Here is a 21,371-nt window from a genome sequence, read left to right on the forward strand (position 1 = left end):
TATTTAAAATCATAGTTGTAGATGATTAACATTACACTTCCTGATGGCTCTGTCCGCCCTTTCGAAAAGGGGACTTCTGCTCATCAAATTGCACTTTCTATTTCTGAAGGACTTGCCCGCAATGTATTGGCTGCTGAAGTCAATGGCGTAGTCTGGGACTCTGTCCGGCCGATTGAGGCGGATGCAACAGTTAAATTGCTGACTTGGAACGATACTGCCGGTAAAGCGACTTTCTGGCACTCTTCTGCACATATAATGGCGGAAGCTTTAGAAGCTCTATATCCGGGTACCAAATTCGGTATCGGTCCGGCGATTGAAACCGGCTTCTATTATGATGTTGATTTCGGAGATCATGAGTTTTCTTCTGATGACTTTAAAACGATTGAAGCGAAGTTCATGGAACTGGTAAAGCAGAAAGAAGTTTTTACCAGAGAAAATGTCTCAAAGGCTGATGCTGTCGCCTATTTCACAGAAAAAGGAGATGAGTATAAACTAGACCTTATTGACGGTTTACAGGATGGTCAGATCACTTTTTATAAACAAGGTGAATTTACTGATTTATGCCGTGGCCCACACATTCCGAATACCGGTTTTATCAAGGCTGTAAAGCTTATGAATGTTGCTGGTGCTTACTGGAGAGGAGATGAGACTAAAAAACAGCTCACCCGGATTTATGGAGTTACTTTTCCGAAAGCGAGCGAGCTGACTGAATATCTCCATATGATTGAGGAGGCTAAAAAGCGAGACCACCGTAAGTTAGGTAAGGAACTTGAGCTTTTTGCATTTTCAGAAAAAGTAGGGATGGGTTTACCTTTATGGTTGCCTAAAGGAACAGCACTAAGAGAAAGATTGGTTAATTTCCTGACTAAAGCGCAAGCTAAATCTGGTTACGAACAGGTAATTACACCGCATATTGGACATAAAAATCTTTATGTGACTTCAGGTCACTGGGATAAATATGGTAAGGATTCTTTTCAATCGATAAAAACTCCGCAGGAAGGTGAGGAGTTTCTGTTGAAGCCGATGAACTGCCCGCACCATTGTGAGATTTATAAAGTAAAACCACGTTCTTACAAAGACCTTCCTTTACGGTTCGCTGAATTCGGTACTGTTTACCGTTATGAGCAAAGTGGGGAACTGCATGGTTTAACAAGGGTAAGAGGGTTTACTCAGGATGATGCTCACTTGTTCTGTCGTCCGGATCAGGTTAAAGAGGAGTTTAAAAAAGTAATCGATCTTGTACTGTATGTTTTTAAATCTTTAGGTTTTAACGACTACACTGCTCAGATCTCACTTCGTGATCCAGATAACAAGGCTAAGTACATCGGTTCTGATGAGAACTGGAAAATGGCTGAAGACGCTATTATCGAAGCTGCTGCTGAGAAAGAGCTGCCTACAGTCGTAGAGCTGGGAGAAGCAGCCTTTTACGGACCTAAACTGGACTTCATGGTAAAAGATGCTTTAGGAAGAAAATGGCAGCTCGGAACGATCCAGGTTGATTATAATCTACCAGAGAGATTTGAACTGGAATATACCGGTAGCGATAATCTAAAGCACAGACCAGTCATGATTCACCGTGCTCCATTTGGTTCACTGGAACGCTTTGTGGCTGTGCTGATTGAACATTGTGCAGGAAATTTCCCTTTATGGCTTTCCCCGGAACAATTTATCATACTTCCTATCTCAGAAAAATATGAAGATTATGCTAAAAAAGTTTCAGATGAACTAAATAATTCCGATATTCGCGGTTTGATTGACTTTCGTGATGAAAAAATCGGAAGAAAAATCAGGGATGCTGAGGTGAAGAAAACGCCTTATATGTTGATTATCGGTGAGAAGGAAATGACTGAAGGGAAGGTTTCGGTAAGAAAACATGGCGAGGGTGATCTCGGAGAGATGACTATCCAGGATTTCAGTGAATTATTAATTAAAGAAATAACAGTTTAAATAGTATATAAATTTGGCATTAGGCAGACCAGGATTTAACAGGGGACCACGTCCTCCTTTTAAGAAAAAAGAAGCAGAACATAATATTAATCAGTTTATCAGAGCCCAGGAGGTTAGATTAGCTGGAGATAATGTTGAACCAGGGATCTATCCTTTGGCAAAAGCTTTAGCCCTTGCCGATGAACTGGAACTGGATCTGGTTGAGATATCTCCTAACGCGGTACCTCCGGTTTGCAGAATCATTGATTACAGCAAGTTCGTTTACGAGCAGAAGAAAAAGCAGAAAGAGATTAAAGCGAATGCTAAGCAGACCATTATCAAGGAGATCCGTTTCGGACCGAATACAAACGATCACGATTTTCAGTTTAAACTGAAACATGCGGTAAGTTTCCTTGAAAACGGCGAAAAGGTTAGAGCATACGTTCACTTTAAGGGTAGAGCAATTGTTTATAAGGAGCAAGGTGAGATTTTGTTACTTAAATTTGCACAGGCTCTGGAAGATATTGGAAAAGTGGAACTTCTACCTAAATTAGAGGGTAAAAGAATGTTCCTTACGCTTGCTCCAAAAGTTGCGAAAAAATAAATAAATTACATAAATAAAGACAGGTTATGCCAAAAATGAAAACCAATTCCAGTGCTAAAAAGCGTTTTTCGCTTACTGGAACAGGTAAAATCGCAAGAAAGAACGCATACAAAAGCCACATCTTAACTAAGATGTCCACTAAACGTAAGCGTAATTTAGGTCACACCTCAATGGTGTCTAGTGCTGATATGGGCAACGTTAAGCGTATGCTTGCTATCGGAAAATAATTAATTTTAACCAGGTACCCGGTAGTAAGTTTGCTGAAATACGCAACACCGCTTATCAAAAAACAACAACACTATGCCACGTTCGGTAAACGCAGTAGCTTCGAGAAGAAGAAGGAAAAAAGTCCTAAATATGGCCAAAGGCTATTGGGGATCAAGAAGTAAAGTATTCACTGTAGCTAAAAATACGGTAGAAAAAGGTTTGCAATATGCATACCGTGACCGTAAAGTTAAGAAAAGAGAATTCCGTGGATTATGGATCCAACGTATTAACGCTGGTGCACGTCAGCACGGTATCTCTTACTCACAACTGATTGGTAAATTAGCAACTAAAAACATCGGTTTAAACCGTAAAGTTTTAGCTGATTTAGCTATGAATCACCCAGAAGCTTTCAAAGCTGTGATTGATACAGTTAAATAGTGAAATGATAATATATCAAAAAAGGAGAGCATTTGCTCTCCTTTTTTTTTGCCTCATAATTTATATATTACTGGCTTTTGTACTATATACTCCGGGCCTAATCTGAAATAAATAGTGATTATGCTTTAGTCGCTGTAGAATCGGCTCTCAGTCCTCTTTTTTTACCTTTCATACCATGATGAGATCTTTTTTTCTCTTTATGGATAGTTTCAAGTTTAGTCTGCTGCTCTGCAGTAAGAACTTTATTTAACTGTTCCCGGTTTTCTTTCATGCCCTTCATCGCCAGGTCCTTTTTTTGATCCCTTTCGGCTTTTGCTTTTTGATGCCAGTCCTGGTTTTGTTTAAACTTGTTAAGTTCAATCGCGTAAACTTTTTGTTTCTGGTCAGCTGTCAGGCTCAATTCTTTCTCCAGTTTTGCAGTGCTTTTTTCCGCCCTTTGCTCTGGAGTTAATTGTTGTTTTTTACCTTGTTGTGCATAAGTTGCAGTGAATCCCATCAGTGCAATTGCGAATGTTAAAAAGATCTTTTTCATCTGTGTATGTTTTAATTTCCATGTGGCAACGCTATGTAAGCCGTTGCCTTGTTTTTATGGATAGAGTGTGAAAAAGCCAAACGGTTTAATCCGCATATGTTAAAAGATGTTAATTCTTGTTGAGCTGAGATAAAGATTTTTGCATTTGTGACATCATATTACTTAATGTTTCTATTGTTGGTTCCGGCGCAGGATCCGGGAGGGAAGTACTGATAAAAGCTTTGGCTTTCCATATTTCCAATATATCGTCTGCGGGAATGAGATACGGATCATATAGTTTGTTATCGGATACTAATTTTAATTCTTTCTTCTCCTTAAAACGGTTGCCTGCACGTTTGTAGACAACGCCTTCATTTTTACTGATAATAATATAGGTTTCACCTATTTTAACATCGTTCCAGTTATCCATATACTCACCTATAATAACACTTCCAGGCTGGATGGGTAACATAGAATCTCCCATGATTTCAAATGCCCTAAAAGTACCGTGGTTGAGAGAGGGGAGCGGAAGGTGAAACTTAGGCAAATCTTTAATGAACTCAGGGTCTGAGAATCCATTTAAGTAGCCTGCACTTGCTTTCACCGGTACCATTTCAATATTCTCATTATCCTGAGAATCGACTGAAATACTTAGAATCCTAAGATTAGTTCCCTGGCTTTTTAACTGCGGTTTCCACTTATCGGTGATTTGTTCATTGATAAACTCATCTATAGTCAGTTCGTAATGTTCTGCTATTTTTTTTAGTAATTCATATTTTGGTTCAGCCCGGTCTTCTTCATATGCACCCACTAATGATCTTTTAATTCCCATTATATCAGCGAATTGTTGCTGTGTGTGGCTGTTTTTCTTTCTGAGGTATTTGAGGTTGCTGGAAATATTAGACATAAAAATAAAATTAAAAAAAAGTTTGTTTATACTAAAATAGTTAGTAATATTGTACCAATAAAGTTAGTAATATTTAAGACTTGAACAAATCTTTATACTAAATTAATTAGTGGTCCTTTTAAACTGAATGCTATGAAAAAATTCGTCTATATCGTTACCGACAGAAACAGAAATAGTTTACATGTAGGTATCAGTGCTGATCTGATTAAAACTCTTGATTTTTATAAACAGATTCCAAGTCTTTTCTTTGACAGCTCACAACATTTGACCAGACTGGTGTATTTTGAAGAATTTAAGACTGAGATGCAGGCGCTTAGTAGATTTAAACTGATTAGCCGTTTCACCAGAATGCAAAAGGAGCGTCTAATTCGTTCCTGCAACCCGGATTGGGTTGACCTTACAATAGGTTTGGACTTTGAACATATTACGATGAACAGACCTTTATCTAATCAGGTGAAATTGCCGTTGGCCATACTCTCCTGACTCAATTGAAGATTATGGAAGAAGTATCTCTCCATATTGATCAGTTGAATTACGGCTATGGCCTGATTGATAAAGTATATAGCTTGAGAAACCAACTTGTTATCGTTGAACAGGATATCATTGGATTATTTAATCCCAACTATCCTATGATTCAGGATCTGATGTTTTTATGTCGTCATAACTTCCCGGATTCATGCGCTTTCCTGATCAATGATTTAGAGCAGCAATCACTCATAGAACAGGGATGTGGGCTATCGACTAACTCGTGTAGAGTTTATACAGAGGAAGGGGCTATCTTAATTGGTATATTAATAAATTCAGAAAAAGCAGACCAGATTAGCAATAGTATTATTCAGATATTTGCTTCTTTGCGGGAAATGTCTATTTAACAAAAAGAGGGGGTTCCAATGAACCCCCTCTTTTTGTTTTCTAAGCCAGTATATCATTAATTATTTTTGACTTCATTTTTCTTTCTTTCTTTTTCTTCTTGTCTTTGTTTCCTTCTCAATTCTCTTTCTTCTTTTCTGGTTAAAGGAACTGTTGGAACTAATTGTTTAGGCGCAGGCTCCGCGGCTTTTTTCTCTGTAGATTTTACCTCTTCCTGCTTTTCAACTGCTGGCTCACTCTCAGAAACAGGTTCGGTCTGGAGTGAATCCGTAACGAGTGTGTCTGTAGCGACTGTATCCTGAACATAAACCGGTGTAGGGCAATTTATATTTCTTGTAATGGGCACGGTTGCTTTTGGAAACGGGCCGTAAGTGTACCCCGTAGATGTATCATGATATACCTTTTCCATGAATTTAGCGAAAATGGGCAATGCTGTTCTGGAACCTTCTCCGGTTTCTCCATTTTTGAAGTGTGCCGACCGCTCATCGCAGCCTACCCAAACGCCTGTAACCAGATCTTTGGTAACACCCATATACCAGGCATCAACATAGTCGGAAGAAGTTCCGGTTTTACCACCGATCTGATTGTTGTTTTTCCATAAATCCCACTCCCAGAGTGCTCTTGATGTTCCTCCCGGTTCTTCCATGCCACCACGGAGCATATACAACATTAACCATGCTATTTCCTCTGAAAGTACTCTCTTGGTTTTGGCCTCGAAATCTTCAATCAAATTATTATCCTGATCGGTGATCTTTTCTACAAGAATCGGGTCTGTACGCACTCCTTTATTCAGGAATGTGCCATAGGCCCGTACCATCTCATAAACTGACACATCATTAGGGCCCAGACTTACTGAAGGCACAGATTGAAGCGGACTCTCAATGCCGCATTCATGTGCCCATTTCACAACATTGTCCCAGCCAACATGTTCAGTGACCTGTGCAGTTACTGTATTAACAGACCTGCCTAAAGCTGCACGTAAGGACATCTCCCGGTAGGAGTTCTCCCAATTTGCATTTCTAGGTTCCCAATACTCTGTTTTGCCTTTTTCTTCGTATTTAATTCTAACAGGTTTATCTATAAAAGTATCACAGGGGCCCATTCCGCTTTCCATAGCAGCCAGATAGGCGAAAGGTTTAAAGGTTGATCCAGCTTGTCTTTTAGATTGATTTACGTGGTCATATTTGAAGAATTTATGATCAACACCTCCAACCCATACTTTGATTTTACCAGTGAATGGATCTAATGTCATCATTCCAGTATTCATTATTTTCCCGTAATATCTGATTGAATCCAATGTAGAAAACAGGGTGTCACGGTCACCTTTATAAGAGAAGATAGTCATCTTCTTTTTCTTATTAAAGTAGGCTAATACTGAGTCCGGATTATTAGGGTACTTTTTCTCTAGCATAGCGTATATCGGCAAGCCTTTCATGGCTCGCGCCGGATAATCAATCTTACGCTTTTCAGAATCCTGCCACGGGTCTTCATTCCCCCATACGTTGTAAAACCGTTTTTGTATTATTCGCATTTGATCAGCGACTGCTTCTTCTGCATAGTTTTGTAGTTTAGAGTCAATTGTGGTGTAAATTTTAAGTCCGTCCTCGTAAAGGTCGTATCCGTTTTTTTCACACCATTTCTCCAGGTATTTGGAAACCGCTGCCCGGAGATAGGAATCGCCATCACTACCGTCATCTACGCGGCCTTCTTTTAATTTCAATGGCTCTTTCTTAAATTCTGCTAATTCTCCGGCGCTGATATACCCATATTTGTTCATCTGGGACAACGAAACATTTCTCCGGTCTAAAGCTCGCTGCGGATATTTGATAGGATTAAACATAGATGTACCCTTTAACATACCTACCAATAATGCCGATTCAGGAACAGATAAAGAATCACTCTGCTTATCGAAATATACTCTTGCAGCAGTTTTAATCCCGTAAGCATTATTACCAAATGATACCGTATTCAGATACATGGTTATAATGTCTTCTTTACTGTAGTTTGATTCCAGCTTTACTGCCGTCATCCACTCTTTTAGTTTAGTAATGATTGTTCTTACAACGGGAATATGTTTGATAAATCCTTGTGATTTATTGTACCTGGTACGATAAAGATTTTTAGCTAGTTGCTGGGTTATGGTACTGGCTCCACGTTTGTCTCCCGTGGCAGTAGAAACGCCGCTTGAGATCAATGAACGAAAGTCAATTCCAATATGCTTGTAAAATCTTGCGTCTTCAGTGGCGACTAAAGCATTGACTACACTAGGTGAAATTTGCTTGAATGTCACTGGAGTCCGGTTTTCTTTATAATATCGGCCGATAAGTTTACCGTCAGATGTGTATAACTCCGATCCGACACTTAACGTTGGGATCTTTATATCGTGATACGATGGGGAGTAGCCGAAAAGCCATAGGAAATTGAGCTGTAGACTTGAAAAGAATAAAATTATACAGAATACAAATATGGCGAAATAACGTAGGTATTTGTTTTGTATTTCTTTGAACATATGACCGGGTCTAAATTTTTGGTTATCAGTTTGAGCAGATCCCCTCTCGTGGGGAGGATTACAAATTAACGCAAATAAATCTCGAAAATTTCAGCCATTATTAAATACGTTTATCAATGATTTTTATACGGCATTAAATTTTAAAGCGGCCAGGATTTGAATTCCATAATGTGACCAATACTTGCAATCGTGTTTTGATATTAATTTAAGTTATTAAACTGAAATGGTGTAATTATTTAAATGATTTGATATGTCAATTTGTCTATTTATCGATTGTATTTCAGTCGATTAGGCTATATTTATTTCGAGTGTAATGGATTGATTTTTTCTTTTTTGTATAATAATGATATAACATTTTCATTACAATAGAAATAATGTATTTATTGATGCAACATACCGGGACAAAATGTGTCTGATGATAAAGAACCAAATTTATGATGAAAAATCTAACCTGTATGATCATTTTTTCTTGTTTGTTGAGCTATGTTGCTTATGCGCAAGAAAAACAAGGAGTAATACGTGGCTTTGTTATGGACTCAGTTACTAAGAAACCTATTGAGTATATGACCATCGCGCTGAAAAAAGAAAATACCGTACTTAAATCAGTAATTGTAGAAGCAACCGGTGAATTTAATTTCAAAGAAATTTCTTCCGGTAAATATGTCGTCACGGCAATAGCGGTAGGGTATGCCCCGAAGAATTTCCCTGTAGAAATCACTGCATCTGCTAAGGATATTAATTTAGGCCGAATATTTATTGTTGGTCAATCTAATGACCTTAAAGAGGTTTCAGTAACAGCAGACCGCCCTATAATTAAACAAGAATCAGATAGAATTATTTACGATATACAGGCAGATCCGGAGGCGAAGATTATGACAGCATTAGATATGATGCGTAAGGTGCCATTACTTTCTTTAGATGCCGAAGATAACATTCAATTAAAAGGTAGTGGCAACTTTAAAATACTCATTAATGGTAAGCCTTCTGGAATGATCGCCAGAAGCCCTAAAGATGTATTAAGGAGTATGCCCGCCAGTTCGATTCAAAAAATAGAAGTTATCACTACACCACCTGCCAAATATGACAGTGAAGGGTTAGCTGGGATCATTAATATTATTACAACTAAAAAGATTGATAATGGATATAATGGAAGTTTAAACCTCAGACATCAAGGACCGGTAGGGGGACCGTCAATCGGGACGTATTTTACCGTCAAACAAAATAAACTGGGGATTACTGGTTATGGAGGAACCGGGTTTTACAGTTCTCCAAACGTATTTAGTGAAACTAATAGAACAACCACAGGTGAAGATCCGACACAACTGAGTAATATTGGCTCCAGAAATTTTGATAACAATTTTAGATATGGGGGGGCAGAAATTAGTTATGAGATTGACACACTTAATTTAATCACAGCAGAACTAAATCCTTATAGTGGTTACAATAATTCCTCGAATGACCAACGTATTTCATTAACCGGGAACCAGCAGAATAGCTCTTATGATATTATAGGGAAAAATAAATACAGATGGTCCGGATTCGATGCTACTGTAAATTATCAACTTGGATTCAAAAGCGATAAGAGCAGGTTACTTACCTTTTCTTATAAATACACAGATAATTCAAATCCTCAGGATAATGCATTGACATTTATGAACAGACAGAACTTTTTAGAGCCGGATTACAAACAGCACAACGAAAGTAAGTCTAGAGAGCAAACCTTACAGCTTGATTATGTACACCCGGTGAAGAAAGTAAATATCGAGGGCGGTATTAAGGGAATTCTGAGAGATAATAATAGTAATTATGAATACTTGGTACAGGATCAGGGTACGGGAGGATTTAATGTTGATCCGGAACGCACCAATAAGTTCGACAATAACCAGGATGTAATAGGCTTTTATAATTCTTACGCCTTAAATCTCGATAAATGGAGTTTCAAAGCCGGTGTACGTGCAGAAGGAACTTTTGTAAAAGCTAATTTCACAAGCGCAGGTACCAATGTCAATTCCGATTATTTTAACGTTATACCGACCTTATCCATGAGTCACAAATTTAAAGACATGAGTAATATGAATTTTGGATTTACGCAAAGGATTGAGAGACCTGGTATTGAAAATCTGAATCCATTCGTTGACCGTTCCGTACCGAATTTCGAATCTACGGGAAACCCCAACCTGGAAGCGGTGGTCAGCAATAATTTCGAATTGACTTACAGCAGATTTAAAAAAGGGAATATCAATATTGGTGTGAATTATAATTATGCTAATAATACGATACAATCAATCTCGATTTATAATGAGGCAGATCAGATAACACGTTCGACATTTGAAAATATAGGTAAAAATAAAGCGTTGACCAGCAATATTAATATCAATTTCCCGATTACACCGAAATGGAATATAAGTATGAATGGTAATTTTGGATACACCTGGTTGGAGGGGACAATTAATGGGAAAATAACCCAAAATGAAGGCGTTACCGGATATGGCTATGTAAATACAGGCTATAAATTTGCGAATACCTGGAAAGCAAACGCAAGTTTCAGTTACAGTGCGCCATGGGTACAGCTACAGGGTAGCTCAAGTTCCAACTATTATATGTCATTAAGTGGAAGTAAAGAAATAATTAAAGACAAACTTACATTATCAGCAGGAATTAATAACCCATTCACTAAATACAGATATTTCACCAGAACTACCGAAGGTGCGAACTTCGTTCAGACTATGAAGTACCAGAATTATAACCGGAATTTTAATGCCAGTCTGAACTGGAAGTTCGGCAAGCTAAAGGATGCCATTAAAAAGAACCAGCGTAGTATTAACAACGATGACGTAAAAAGCTCAAGCAAGTCAGGAACATAGTCTTATATCTAATAAATTATCTTTTTAGGGCTACACTAAAGAGAAAACCCCTGTCTGATTTAGGCAGGGGTTCTTTTTTGACCTGGTTTATCATACCGTGAGCACATCGTATATTTCTAAAAGAAAAGAGACCTTACACGTCTAATTAAAGAAAGCACGATGATACTTTCGAAAAGTAACCATCTTAAGCTAATGGAGTTGTAAGTAATAGTATTCATTAAGAATGGTAATTAACAAGAAGAAAACCCCGGTAAAGCAAAAAGGGCCGTCCAATTTGAACGGCCCTTTTATAGAACAAAATCAGGGATTAATATCCAGGATTCTGAGGTCTCAGGTTTGGATTGTTACGATATTCAACTGTTGGAAGTGGAAACAATAAATGTTTTTCTCCCAATACAACAGATGCGTTATCAGCAAATTTGTGTCCTACAAAGTTGTCAAAACTATTTGTGGCTTCATTATATGCTTTTTTCAATCTGATCATGTCAAACCAGGTTACGCCTTCGTAACACAGTTCATGCCAGCGCTCTTTTAAAACAGCATCCTCAAACTGAGCTTGGTTTAGGCCAGCAACAGGAGCTAATTTAGCGCGTGTACGTATTGCGTTGACTGCTTCATATGCCTTTGCATTAGGTGAACCATCTGCACGGTTTTGTGCTTCAGCATACACTAACAATACATCTGCATATCTGATTTGCGGCCAGTTTAGATCGGCTTGTGTTGTACCTTTCACACCTAAAGTTCCATTTGCTACGATATCAAAATGTTTAAAGATATAAGGAGCGTTTAATTGTTTCAGTGCTCCATCTCCACCACTATAGTAAGAAGTGTAGAAGAATCCTTCGCGATCTTTTGCTCTCAAATCTCCGGCTTCATAGGAGTTGTAAAATTGAACTGTCGGAACAGTACTACCCACTTCATCACTGTAAGCCGATACATCTTTAAAGTTAGGTAACAATAATTGCTGCATTGGATTTCCTGCAACTGTTGCTAAATACTGAATTTCAAAGATGTGCTCACCTTGATTTTCTTTAGAAAGATCATGAAGGTCTGCATAACTAGGAAATAAATTAATTCCGCTGTTATTGATTACGTCCAACGCTTTGTCACTTGCAAGTTTGTAATATTCCGCACCTTTGCTTAGTGGGAAACCTGCCATAGTCAAATAAACCTTAGATAGTAATGATTTAGCTGCTGCTTTGCTTACACGGCCACTTTTATCAGTCCATGGCAAGCCACCTTCTTCTGCTTCTTTCAAGTCTTGTATAATTAACTTATACACTTCTTCTGAAGAAGTCCTTGTTGGTAAGAAATTTTCAGATGTAGCACTTTGAGGTGCTGTTATTAATGGAACATCTCCGTATAACCTCACCAGATAGAAATATGACCAGGCACGTAAGAATTTAGCTTCAGAAAGGATCTGATTTTTACGGGTCGCGTCCATCGGGTTAATCCCTGGAACTTTATCAAGAACAAGATTCGTTTGCGCAATAACTCTATATAAACCTGTCCACCAGTTTCTAACCAATAAATTATCACCGGTATAAGACAAACCAACGAGATTATTAATGTCTGAATTCTGGCCTGTTTCCGTTTTAGCTGTACCGGTTACCAATTCCAGCATGGAGAAGTTGGCAGCAAATATACCAGCTCCACCACCTATGAAACGAGTTTGTGCATACGCAGCAGCAACAGCTGCCTCAGCATGCTCAGGAATAGTATAATAGGTGTCAGGTGTTAAGTTTGACGGATCCTGCTCGTCAAGGAATTTTTTACAACTTCCTCCAAGTACAATCACAGCGAGTAATATGAGTGTACGTGTATATTTTATATTTAATCTCATGATAATAAATTTAATAATCCACTATGTAATTATAAACCAATGTTTAATCCTAACAAAAAGGTGGTAGGCTTAGGGTAATCAAAGAAAGTCTGACCTTGTGCAAAAGCATTGTCATAGGTAGTAACTTCAGGATCGTTCCCTCTGTATTTAGTAGCAAGGAAGAAATTCTGAACGCTGGTATAAATTCTCAGACGACTTAATTTCATTCTTTTAACTACTTCTGCAGGGAAACTATATCCTAATACTGCGTTTCTACCACGGATAAATGATCCATCCTGTACCCAGCGGCTATCAACGTTAGTTACATAACCAGCTCTTGTATCACGAATTGCTGCGATTGGCGTATTTTGATTAGTTGGAGTCCATGCATTCAATACACTTTTATAACTATTTGCGATACCAACACGGTCTTCAGCAGAGTGTGTACTCATATCCAATACATCATTACCATAAGAATACTGAATGTCAACAGTCAGATCCAGGTTTTTATATTTAAACGAGTTGGAGAATGAACCCCATCCTTTAGGACTTCCATTACCGATAATCCTACGATCATCATCATTAATCTGGTAATCACCGTTTACATCCAGGTATTTCACGTCACCAGGCTGTACTGTTTTACCACCACGGTAATTGTATTTAGCTGCTTCAGCTCTTTCGCTTTCACTCCACGTACCTAAACGCGTAAGTCCCCAGAATGATCCTACAGCTTCTCCTACTCGGATAATACCAGTTTCATTTGTGAATCCAGGATTACCTACACCGAAAATATCTGCAGGAGTTGCCAATGATAGAACTTTATTTCTGTTCATGGAGATATTAAAACTAGTATTCCACGTGAAGTTCTCATTAGAAATATTTACAGTGTTAATTGCAAATTCAAGTCCTTTATTTTCCATGCTACCGATATTTTTGGTAATTGTAGCATATCCGCTTGACAAGGCAACTGGCGCAGCTAATAACATATCAGTTGTTTTTCTGTAATAAACATCAGCTTCTATATTAACTCTGTTTTGGAACAAACCTAATTCTATACCAATATCAGACTGAGCAGTTTTTTCCCATTTTAAATCCGGGTTAGCCAAACGATTAGTACCAATACCACCAATACGTGTATTATCGATAATTGCGGCATAATCTGCTGTACCTAATAGTGACAGCGAAGTGTAAGGATTTACTTCGGAGTTACCGGTAACTCCATAACTGGCTCTTAGTTTTAAATTAGACACTGTGCTGCTGCCTTTGATGAAATCTTCTTCTGAGACTTTCCACGCTACCGCTGCAGAAGGGAAGAAGGCATATTTGTGATTTTCACCAAATTTAGACGAACCATCGACCCGTCCAGTTGCAGTCAGTAAATATTTCTCTTTGAAGGTGTAGTTTAACCTTCCGAAATAAGAATTAAATGCAAAGCTAGATCTTCTTGACGTACCTGGGAGCGGTTTACTTGCAGCTCCAAGGTTATTATACTCAAAATAATCTGTTGAGAAGTTCTCACCGCCGGCACCAAACCCGAAGACATTGGTTTCTTGCCATGATAAACCTAATAATCCGGTGAAATTATGATCTTTACCAACTTTCTTGTTGTAAGTCAGGTAATTTTCAAATGACCAGTAGCTTTCTCGGTTGTTGTCAAGATATGATGTACCTTTTTGATCGAATGCAATGCCGTACAGACTACGTGCATTATATTCGTTTCTACCACGCGTTACAACGTTAGCACCCAAAACACTTCGGAATTCCAAACCTTCAGCCAGGTTGATGTTTGCATAGACGTTTGCAAGAGCATTCTGGGTTTGAAGGATATATTGCCTGTCATTCAAAATATGTACTGGGTTAGATCCTCCTTCAGCACCAGGATAATTTTGGTTGTCTGCCCAGGTTCCATCTGGATATTTAACTGGTAAGAATGGGAAACTCTCCGTGATCATCCTAACGGCATTTAAACCACCAGTTCCTATATCAACCAGGTTTTCTTCCTGATTTGTATAAGTTAAGCTACCTCCGACTTTCATCCATGATTTAACCTGGCTTTCTACGTTGAAACGGCCTGAATAACGTTTTAGATATGAGCCCTTTAACAAACCATTGTCTTCACGGTAGTTAAGGAAAATACCATAAGTAGTTTCCGTGTTTCCACCTGTAAAACCTAATTGATGATTTTGAGAAAGTTTGCTTTGTGTAGACTCTTTAAACCAATCCGTGTCGTAGAGTGGGTTTCCACTTGCATCAAATAATAAAGGAAGAGATTTCCTTTTGATTCTTGGGTCAACATAGTTACCGGCAGCCCATCCAGCAGGGTCATAAATTTTAGCATTGTCATATGCCAGATTTTCGGTATCGATGTATTCCTTAGCATTTAACATTTCTACTCTTTTCGGTCCGATTGTAGGTACACTGAAATCGACGTCATAAGTGATTCTGCTACCAGCAGATGATCCTTTTTTCGTAGTGATTAAGATAACACCATTTGCACCTCTGGCACCATATATTGCAATGGATGACGCATCTTTAAGGACTTCAACAGATTCGATATCTCCTGGATTTAAAAAGTCGATTGCATTACTTCTTTGAGTTTGCGTTCCGACTGGAAGGATAACACCATCAATAACGTAAAGAGGGTTGTTTGATGAACTAATTGAACTAAAACCACGGATACGGATACTAGTTTGTCCACCTGGACGGCCTGAGTTGGTATTCACTTGAACACCTGAGATCCGACCAGCTAATGCCTGGTTTAAGGAAGCAGCAGGACGTTCCTGAAGTTGTTCCAGTTTTACCGAACCTACAGCACCGGTAACGTCAGATTTTCTTCTTGTACCATAACCAACTACGACAACATCGTCAAGATTTACACCCTCAGCAGGAACGAGTTTAACACTCAGTGGTGAACTTCCGGAACCGGCTGCTCTTGTCTGAGGCGTATAACCCATAAATGTAAAGGTTAATTGTTCTGTAGCAGAAGTTACGTCGATCGTAAATTTACCATTACCGTCGGTAACAGTTGTTTTACCAGATTTAGATTTGATCCCGACACCAGGAATTGGTTGGGAGTTTTCATCGAGTACAGTACCCGAGATGCGGATTTGCTGTTGCGATCCCTGGAAATAAGCGGAACTTATCGCCGAGAAGCTAAGCTCAGATTTTACTGCAGACGATGCAAAAACCTGATTGTTCATCAATAGGAGAACAGGAATCCCTGTACAGAGTAAACGTTTAATATTCATAAAGATTTATTTTGGTTAGTGGATATGATTTGTGCAGATCAGTGCACATTATTCGGCTGACAAAAAGGGGCTTTTGTTTACTTGCTGTCAGTAATGAAATTGTTGATTTTGAGGGGTTAACACTAAACCGTTTTAGCTTTTGTTCACAAATTTAACTGCTTGCTAAGTACATTTAAAATAAATAAATTAGAATCTATAATTGAAAAATTAAAAAGCCGGATGTGTTTTTGCCGCTTGAAAGGGGCTGTAGAGTAACTGAATGAGGCATAATCAGATATATTTGGTTTGAAATTGAATTAACAATTATTTATGCAAGCTTAATTTCGTTATTCAATTATAGCAAACACAATATGAATATCAAAATTATTTTTTTAACATCTGGATTTTATGCGCAACTTTTTTGTGTCAATTGCTTTCAGTCAGAATAGCCATTTAAAACCTTTTAGCTAGATTTGTTACAAACTTTATAATATGATTATTCAGTTTTGATAAATAATTTTCTACTTTAGGCAACTAAATCGTTTTAACAATAGATGTTGTCAGCGATAACAGATGAGTTAAAATACCGGTTTTATTCAAAAAAATATTTAACGGGTATTATTGAATAATTCCTTGAATTTTGAAAATTACAACCAAATAAACCAATGAAAAGAAGAGTGTTTCTTAGAAATAGCGGGATTCTCGGTGCCGGAATTCTTGCTTCAAAAGTGTCATTTGCTGCCGCACCAGCATTTCCTATAGTACGTACAGCACCTGCAAAGCGTAATTTCCAGAGTAAATCTGTCGAAGCGGCCATACGCACATTTCAGTCTAAAGTTAAAAATCCTGAGTTAAGCTGGTTATTTGAAAATTGTTTTCCAAACACTTTGGATACGACAGTTTTTTATAAAGAAATTAACGGTAAACCCGATACGTACGTAATTACCGGCGACATTGATGCGATGTGGTTGAGAGATAGCTCTGCCCAGGTATGGCCGTATCTTCAATTTGCAGGAGAAGATAAAGCCTTAAAAAATCTGATTGCCGGCGTCATCAATCATCAGACTAAGTGTATTCTTAAAGACCCATATGCAAATGCATTTTATGGTGATCCGCAGAAAGTTGGAGAATGGAGTACCGATAAAACTGATATGAAACCAGGCATTCATGAAAGAAAGTGGGAAATAGATTCTTTATGTTATCCTATTCGTTTAGCTTTTCACTATTGGAAAAAGACGGGTGATACAGCCCCTTTTAACGCTGATTGGAAAAACTCAATAAAGAGTATACTTCAGGTTTTTAAAGAACAGCAACGTAAAGAAGATAAAGGGCCTTACCATTTCCAGCGCGTTACGCAACACCCGACAGATAGTTTACCAATGGCCGGTTACGGTTTCCCAGTGAATCCTGTAGGCCTAATTGTTTCGGCATTCCGCCCAAGTGATGATGCTACAATTTTCCCTTTCCTGATTCCATCAAATTTCTTTGCTGTTATTTCGCTTAAACAAGCTGCAGAAATGATCAGTGTTTTACAACCTGACCAGCAGCTCCAGTCAGATCTGCTTGCTTTAGCTGCCGAAGTTCAGGCTGCGATACAGAAACATGCAGTAGTAGAGCATCCGGAATTTGGTAAAATTTATGCCTTTGAGGTTGACGGTTTCGGTGGGTCATACATTATGGACGACTCCAATGTTCCAAGCCTGCTTTCACTACCTTATCTTGGTGCGGTGGAAGATGGAGATGTTGTTTATCAGAATACCAGAAAATTTGTTCTTTCTAAAGCTAACCCATATTTCTTTAAAGGTACTGCAGCAGAAGGTATTGGTGGACCACATGCAGGGCAGGACATGATCTGGCCAATGAGTATTACGATACGTGCTTTAACCTCAAAAGACAAAACAGAAATAAAACACTGTATTGAAATGTTGCAAAAAACTCATGGCGGGAAAGGCTTTATGCATGAATCATTTCATAAAGATGATCCAGCGAACTTTACAAGGTCCTGGTTTGCCTGGTCAAACACCCTGTTTGGCGAATTATTGTGGAAGACTTTCCACGAAATGCCTGAGCTTTTAAAGGCTTAAAAAGAAACACAAGTTCCTGATGAAGCCTGAAACGGCTTTATCAGGAACCATATATAACTTTATACATTAAAAATTAATGAAAAACACATTAGCATTAGGGGTAGATATCGGGGGTTCGCATATAACAGCAGCACTGATTGATCTCAATGACCGGATGCTTGTCGCAGGAACAATAAAAAGAAAAGACGTTAATTCCGTCCAGGCAGCTGATGTGATTCTGGAATCCTGGTGTGGACTAATGAATGAGGTACTCAGAGATATCCCGGCTCAAGAAAGGTTAGTGGCGATAGCGATGCCGGGACCTTTTGATTATGAAAATGGAATCTCATTGATTAAAGATCAGGAAAAGTTCCGAAACCTATACCTGCATAATGTTAAAGCAGAAATAGCTACACATTTAAATATAGCGGAAGAACAAATCAGTTTTATAAATGATGCAGCCGGGTTTCTTCAAGGAGAAATTTTTAGCGGAACTGCAGATGGAAAACAAGATATCATAGGACTTACACTTGGAACCGGCTTAGGGGCCGCCAGGAGTATTGGCGGTATTGCGACCGATGCCGCGCTTTGGAATACACCATTTAAAACAGGAATTGCCGAAGATTACCTATCTACACGTTGGTTTGAAGCCCGTTATGAAGCTTTAAGTGGAAAGAAAATCAGTGGTGTAAAGCCTTTAAACAGTACAGCGCACCCAGATCAGTTTGCGGGACAGATCTTCCAGGAATTTGGAGAAAACCTGGCAGAATTTCTTGTGCCACTTATCCGCAAATGGGAACCCGAAGCTGTAATTCTGGGGGGGAATATTGCAAATGCTTACAAACGATTTGTACCATATCTGGAGGCCGTACTGCGTAGCCATGGCTTACACACAGAAGTGTTGCCGGCTAAGCTGAAAGAAGATGCTTCGTTAATCGGGGCAGCTAGTTGTTGGGAAATGAAACCGAAACATAAACTTTGACAATTTAAAACCATGAAGAAAATTCTAAGTATGATGCTGCTTTTAGGCAGTACCTGTGCATTTGCTCAGTTAACAGGGAAGATAAATGACCCTGTAGAACTGGTTAATCCACTAATGGGAAGTCAGTCTAAGCCGGACTTGTCCAATGGAAATACCTATCCAGCAGTGGCCGTGCCTTGGGGAATGAACCTTTGGACACCACAAACAGGTAAAATGGGGAATGGCTGGGCCTATACCTATGACGCCGATAAAATACGCGGATTTAAACAAACACACCAACCCTCGCCATGGATGAACGATTACGGTCAGTTCGCTATTATGCCGGTGACAGGAAAGTTGAAATTTGACGAAGATTCCAGAGCGAGCTGGTTCAGCCATAAATCGGAAACTTCAAAACCATATTACTACAGCGTATACCTGGCAGATGCAGACGTAACAACTGAAATTACGCCAACAGAACGTGCTGCTCAGTTTCGTTTTACTTTTCCTAAGACAGACAGCTCTTTTGTCGTTGTAGACGCATTAAATAAAGGTTCTTATATTAAGATTCTGCCTAATGAGCGTAAAATCATTGGTTATACAACCAAATATGCAAGAGGACCGCTACCTAAGAATTTTAAAAATTACTTTGTAATCTATTTCGATAAAGACTTTGCACTTTCGAAAACCTGGTCAGATAAGAAGTTGAAAGATGGACTTGAACTGGAAAGCGATCATACAGGTGCTGTGATTGGCTTCAAGACTAAAAAAGGAGAACAGGTAACTGCTAAAATTGCTTCGTCATTTATTAGTTTTGAACAGGCCGAAATTAATCTTAAACGTGAGCTTGCCGGCGATAATTTCGAGCAGACTAAACAAAAAGCTAAGTCAAAATGGAATGAGGCTTTAGGTAAGATACAAGTAGAAGGTGGTACAATTGATCAGGCACGTACATTTTATTCATGCTTGTACAGAACACTTTTTTTTCCAAACAAATTGTATGAAATCAATGCAAAGAATGAAGTTGTTCACTGGAGTCCGTACAATGGGAAAACGCTCCCAGGTTATATGTTTGCAGGAACGGGATTCTGGGATACTTTCCGTGCGTTGTATCCATTCTTGAACCTGGTTTATCCTTCGATCAATAAGGAAATGCAGGAAGGGTTAGTTAATGCCTATAAAGAAGGTGGCTGGTTGCCAGAGTGGAGCAGTCCGGGATATGCTAATATCATGGTTGGAAATAACTCCGCTTCAGTAGTGAGTGATGCCTATATTAAAGGTATGAGAGGTTATGATATCAATACATTATGGGATGCAGTAGTACATGGCGCAAACAATGCCGGGCCGATGGAAGCAGTAGGTCGTGACGGTGTTGAGTACTATAACAAATTAGGTTATGTACCATACGATGTAAAGGTAAATGAAAATGCGGCCAAGACATTAGAATATGCTTATGACGACTTTGCAATTTATCAACTGGGCCGTGCATTAGGCAAACCAGAAAGTGAAATCGGGATCTATGCGAAACGCAGTATGAATTATAAAAACTTGTTTGATCCGGCATCTGGTCTGATGAGAGGCAAAAATAAAGATGGTAGTTTCCAGACACCTTTCAGCCCGTTCAAATGGGGTGGTGCTTTTACAGAAGGTAATAGCTGGCACTATACCTGGTCTGTATTCCATGATATCGCCGGTCTGTCTAAATTAATGGGTGGAAATGAGAAGTTTGTTGAAAAACTAGACTCAGTATTCACTATGCCACCTGTTTTTGATGAAAGCGCTTATGGTGGAGTAATCCATGAAATCAGAGAAATGCAGATTGCTAATATGGGACAATATGCACATGGTAATCAGCCGATTCAGCATATGATTTACCTGTACAACTACGGCGGTGCTCCCTGGAAGACTCAGCACTGGGTGAGAGAAACGATGAATAGAATGTACCAGGCTACTCCAGACGGATATTGCGGAGATGAAGATAATGGTCAGACATCTGCATGGTATGTGTTCTCAGCAATGGGATTCTATCCGGTAACACCTGCTGTAGATCAGTATGTTTTAGGTGCTCCTTTATTTAAGAAAGTTACTTTAAAACTGGAAAATGGAAAAGAAATTGTTATCCAGGCTCCAGAAAACAGCGATGCAAACAGATATGTAAAATCTTTACAGATCAACGGTAAAAACTACAGCAAAAACTGGTTAAGCCATTCAGATTTACAAAAAGGAGCAGTGCTTAATTTTAACATGACTAATCAGCCAGATAAAAAAAGAGGTACTAATCCAGCCGATTTCCCTTATTCATTCTCTACAGAGAAAAAATAAGAAGAATATATGCTGGTGTGAATCCCAAAAATTGGAATGATCACAAAATTGTTTTTTTACGAGAGCCCGGTATTTTACCGGGCTCTTTCTATTTAACCTGTTTTATATTATTCTGCATACTCCAATTTTATGAGATGATC

The 21,371-nt window shown here is 38.7% G+C and carries 15 protein-coding genes; 10 read left to right on the plus strand and 5 right to left on the minus strand.

The window, feature by feature from the left end:
* Nucleotides 1-21: 21 nt before the first annotated feature.
* From thrS to rplT, 4 genes are all read left to right on the plus strand, one after another.
* Complete coding sequence (thrS, locus tag BLR53_RS05495) at nucleotides 22-1,947, plus strand: threonine--tRNA ligase (protein ID WP_074587870.1); 1,926 nt, start codon at nucleotides 22-24, stop codon at nucleotides 1,945-1,947.
* Between the two features lie 13 nt (nucleotides 1,948-1,960).
* Complete coding sequence (infC, locus tag BLR53_RS05500) at nucleotides 1,961-2,530, plus strand: translation initiation factor IF-3 (RefSeq protein WP_051759761.1); 570 nt, start codon at nucleotides 1,961-1,963, stop codon at nucleotides 2,528-2,530.
* Nucleotides 2,531-2,556: 26 nt separating this feature from the next.
* Complete coding sequence (rpmI, locus tag BLR53_RS05505) at nucleotides 2,557-2,757, plus strand: 50S ribosomal protein L35 (protein ID WP_037439533.1); 201 nt, start codon at nucleotides 2,557-2,559, stop codon at nucleotides 2,755-2,757.
* Nucleotides 2,758-2,830: 73 nt separating this feature from the next.
* A complete protein-coding gene (gene rplT, locus BLR53_RS05510) occupies nucleotides 2,831-3,175 on the plus strand; it encodes a 50S ribosomal protein L20 (RefSeq protein ID WP_037439531.1) in 345 nt (114 codons plus the stop codon).
* 118 nt (nucleotides 3,176-3,293) lie between these two features.
* On the opposite strand, the gene BLR53_RS05515 is transcribed toward rplT, so the two are convergent.
* Both BLR53_RS05515 and BLR53_RS05520 read right to left on the minus strand, forming a co-directional pair.
* Nucleotides 3,294-3,707, minus strand: a complete 414-nt coding sequence (locus tag BLR53_RS05515; protein ID WP_037439529.1) for a hypothetical protein — start codon at nucleotides 3,705-3,707, stop codon at nucleotides 3,294-3,296.
* A gap of 109 nt (nucleotides 3,708-3,816) precedes the next feature.
* Nucleotides 3,817-4,593 carry an XRE family transcriptional regulator gene (locus tag BLR53_RS05520; protein WP_037439527.1) on the minus strand — a complete coding sequence of 259 codons (777 nt, stop codon included), beginning with the start codon at nucleotides 4,591-4,593 and terminating at the stop codon, nucleotides 3,817-3,819.
* A gap of 132 nt (nucleotides 4,594-4,725) precedes the next feature.
* On the opposite strand from BLR53_RS05520, the gene BLR53_RS05525 reads away from it, so the two are divergent.
* Nucleotides 4,726-5,076, plus strand: coding sequence for a GIY-YIG nuclease family protein (locus tag BLR53_RS05525; RefSeq protein WP_037439525.1), 351 nt, complete (start codon nucleotides 4,726-4,728; stop codon nucleotides 5,074-5,076).
* Between the two features lie 14 nt (nucleotides 5,077-5,090).
* On the plus strand, nucleotides 5,091-5,465 hold the full coding sequence (locus BLR53_RS05530) for a hypothetical protein (protein WP_074587872.1): 375 nt from the start codon (nucleotides 5,091-5,093) through the stop codon (nucleotides 5,463-5,465).
* A gap of 56 nt (nucleotides 5,466-5,521) precedes the next feature.
* On the opposite strand, the gene BLR53_RS05535 is transcribed toward BLR53_RS05530, so the two are convergent.
* Nucleotides 5,522-7,972 carry a transglycosylase domain-containing protein gene (locus tag BLR53_RS05535; RefSeq protein WP_074587875.1) on the minus strand — a complete coding sequence of 817 codons (2,451 nt, stop codon included), beginning with the start codon at nucleotides 7,970-7,972 and terminating at the stop codon, nucleotides 5,522-5,524.
* 434 nt (nucleotides 7,973-8,406) lie between these two features.
* Between BLR53_RS05535 and BLR53_RS05540 the strand changes: the two genes are divergently transcribed.
* Complete coding sequence (locus tag BLR53_RS05540) at nucleotides 8,407-10,836, plus strand: outer membrane beta-barrel family protein (protein WP_083332014.1); 2,430 nt, start codon at nucleotides 8,407-8,409, stop codon at nucleotides 10,834-10,836.
* A 307-nt stretch (nucleotides 10,837-11,143) separates the two neighbouring features.
* Here BLR53_RS05540 and BLR53_RS05545 read toward each other — a convergent pair whose 3' ends face one another.
* Nucleotides 11,144-12,679: a RagB/SusD family nutrient uptake outer membrane protein gene (locus tag BLR53_RS05545; protein ID WP_074587880.1), complete on the minus strand. Its 1,536-nt coding sequence runs from the start codon at nucleotides 12,677-12,679 to the stop codon at nucleotides 11,144-11,146.
* A 29-nt stretch (nucleotides 12,680-12,708) separates the two neighbouring features.
* Nucleotides 12,709-15,906: a SusC/RagA family TonB-linked outer membrane protein gene (locus BLR53_RS05550; RefSeq protein WP_143007830.1), complete on the minus strand. Its 3,198-nt coding sequence runs from the start codon at nucleotides 15,904-15,906 to the stop codon at nucleotides 12,709-12,711.
* Between the two features lie 644 nt (nucleotides 15,907-16,550).
* Between BLR53_RS05550 and BLR53_RS05555 the strand changes: the two genes are divergently transcribed.
* The 3 genes from BLR53_RS05555 to BLR53_RS05565 all read left to right on the plus strand — a co-directional run bounded on the left by BLR53_RS05555 (nucleotide 16,551) and on the right by BLR53_RS05565 (nucleotide 21,231).
* Entirely contained in the window at nucleotides 16,551-17,969 is a 1,419-nt protein-coding gene (locus tag BLR53_RS05555; RefSeq protein WP_037439514.1) for a glycoside hydrolase family 125 protein, read from the plus strand.
* A gap of 76 nt (nucleotides 17,970-18,045) precedes the next feature.
* Nucleotides 18,046-18,930, plus strand: a complete 885-nt coding sequence (locus BLR53_RS05560) for an ROK family protein (protein WP_037439512.1) — start codon at nucleotides 18,046-18,048, stop codon at nucleotides 18,928-18,930.
* A 12-nt stretch (nucleotides 18,931-18,942) separates the two neighbouring features.
* On the plus strand, nucleotides 18,943-21,231 hold the full coding sequence (locus BLR53_RS05565) for a GH92 family glycosyl hydrolase (RefSeq protein ID WP_074587885.1): 2,289 nt from the start codon (nucleotides 18,943-18,945) through the stop codon (nucleotides 21,229-21,231).
* Nucleotides 21,232-21,371: the final 140 nt, after the last annotated feature.

Origin of the sequence: Pedobacter antarcticus, from assembly GCF_900103515.1 — a bacterium.
Lineage (GTDB): Bacteria > Bacteroidota > Bacteroidia > Sphingobacteriales > Sphingobacteriaceae > Pedobacter > Pedobacter antarcticus.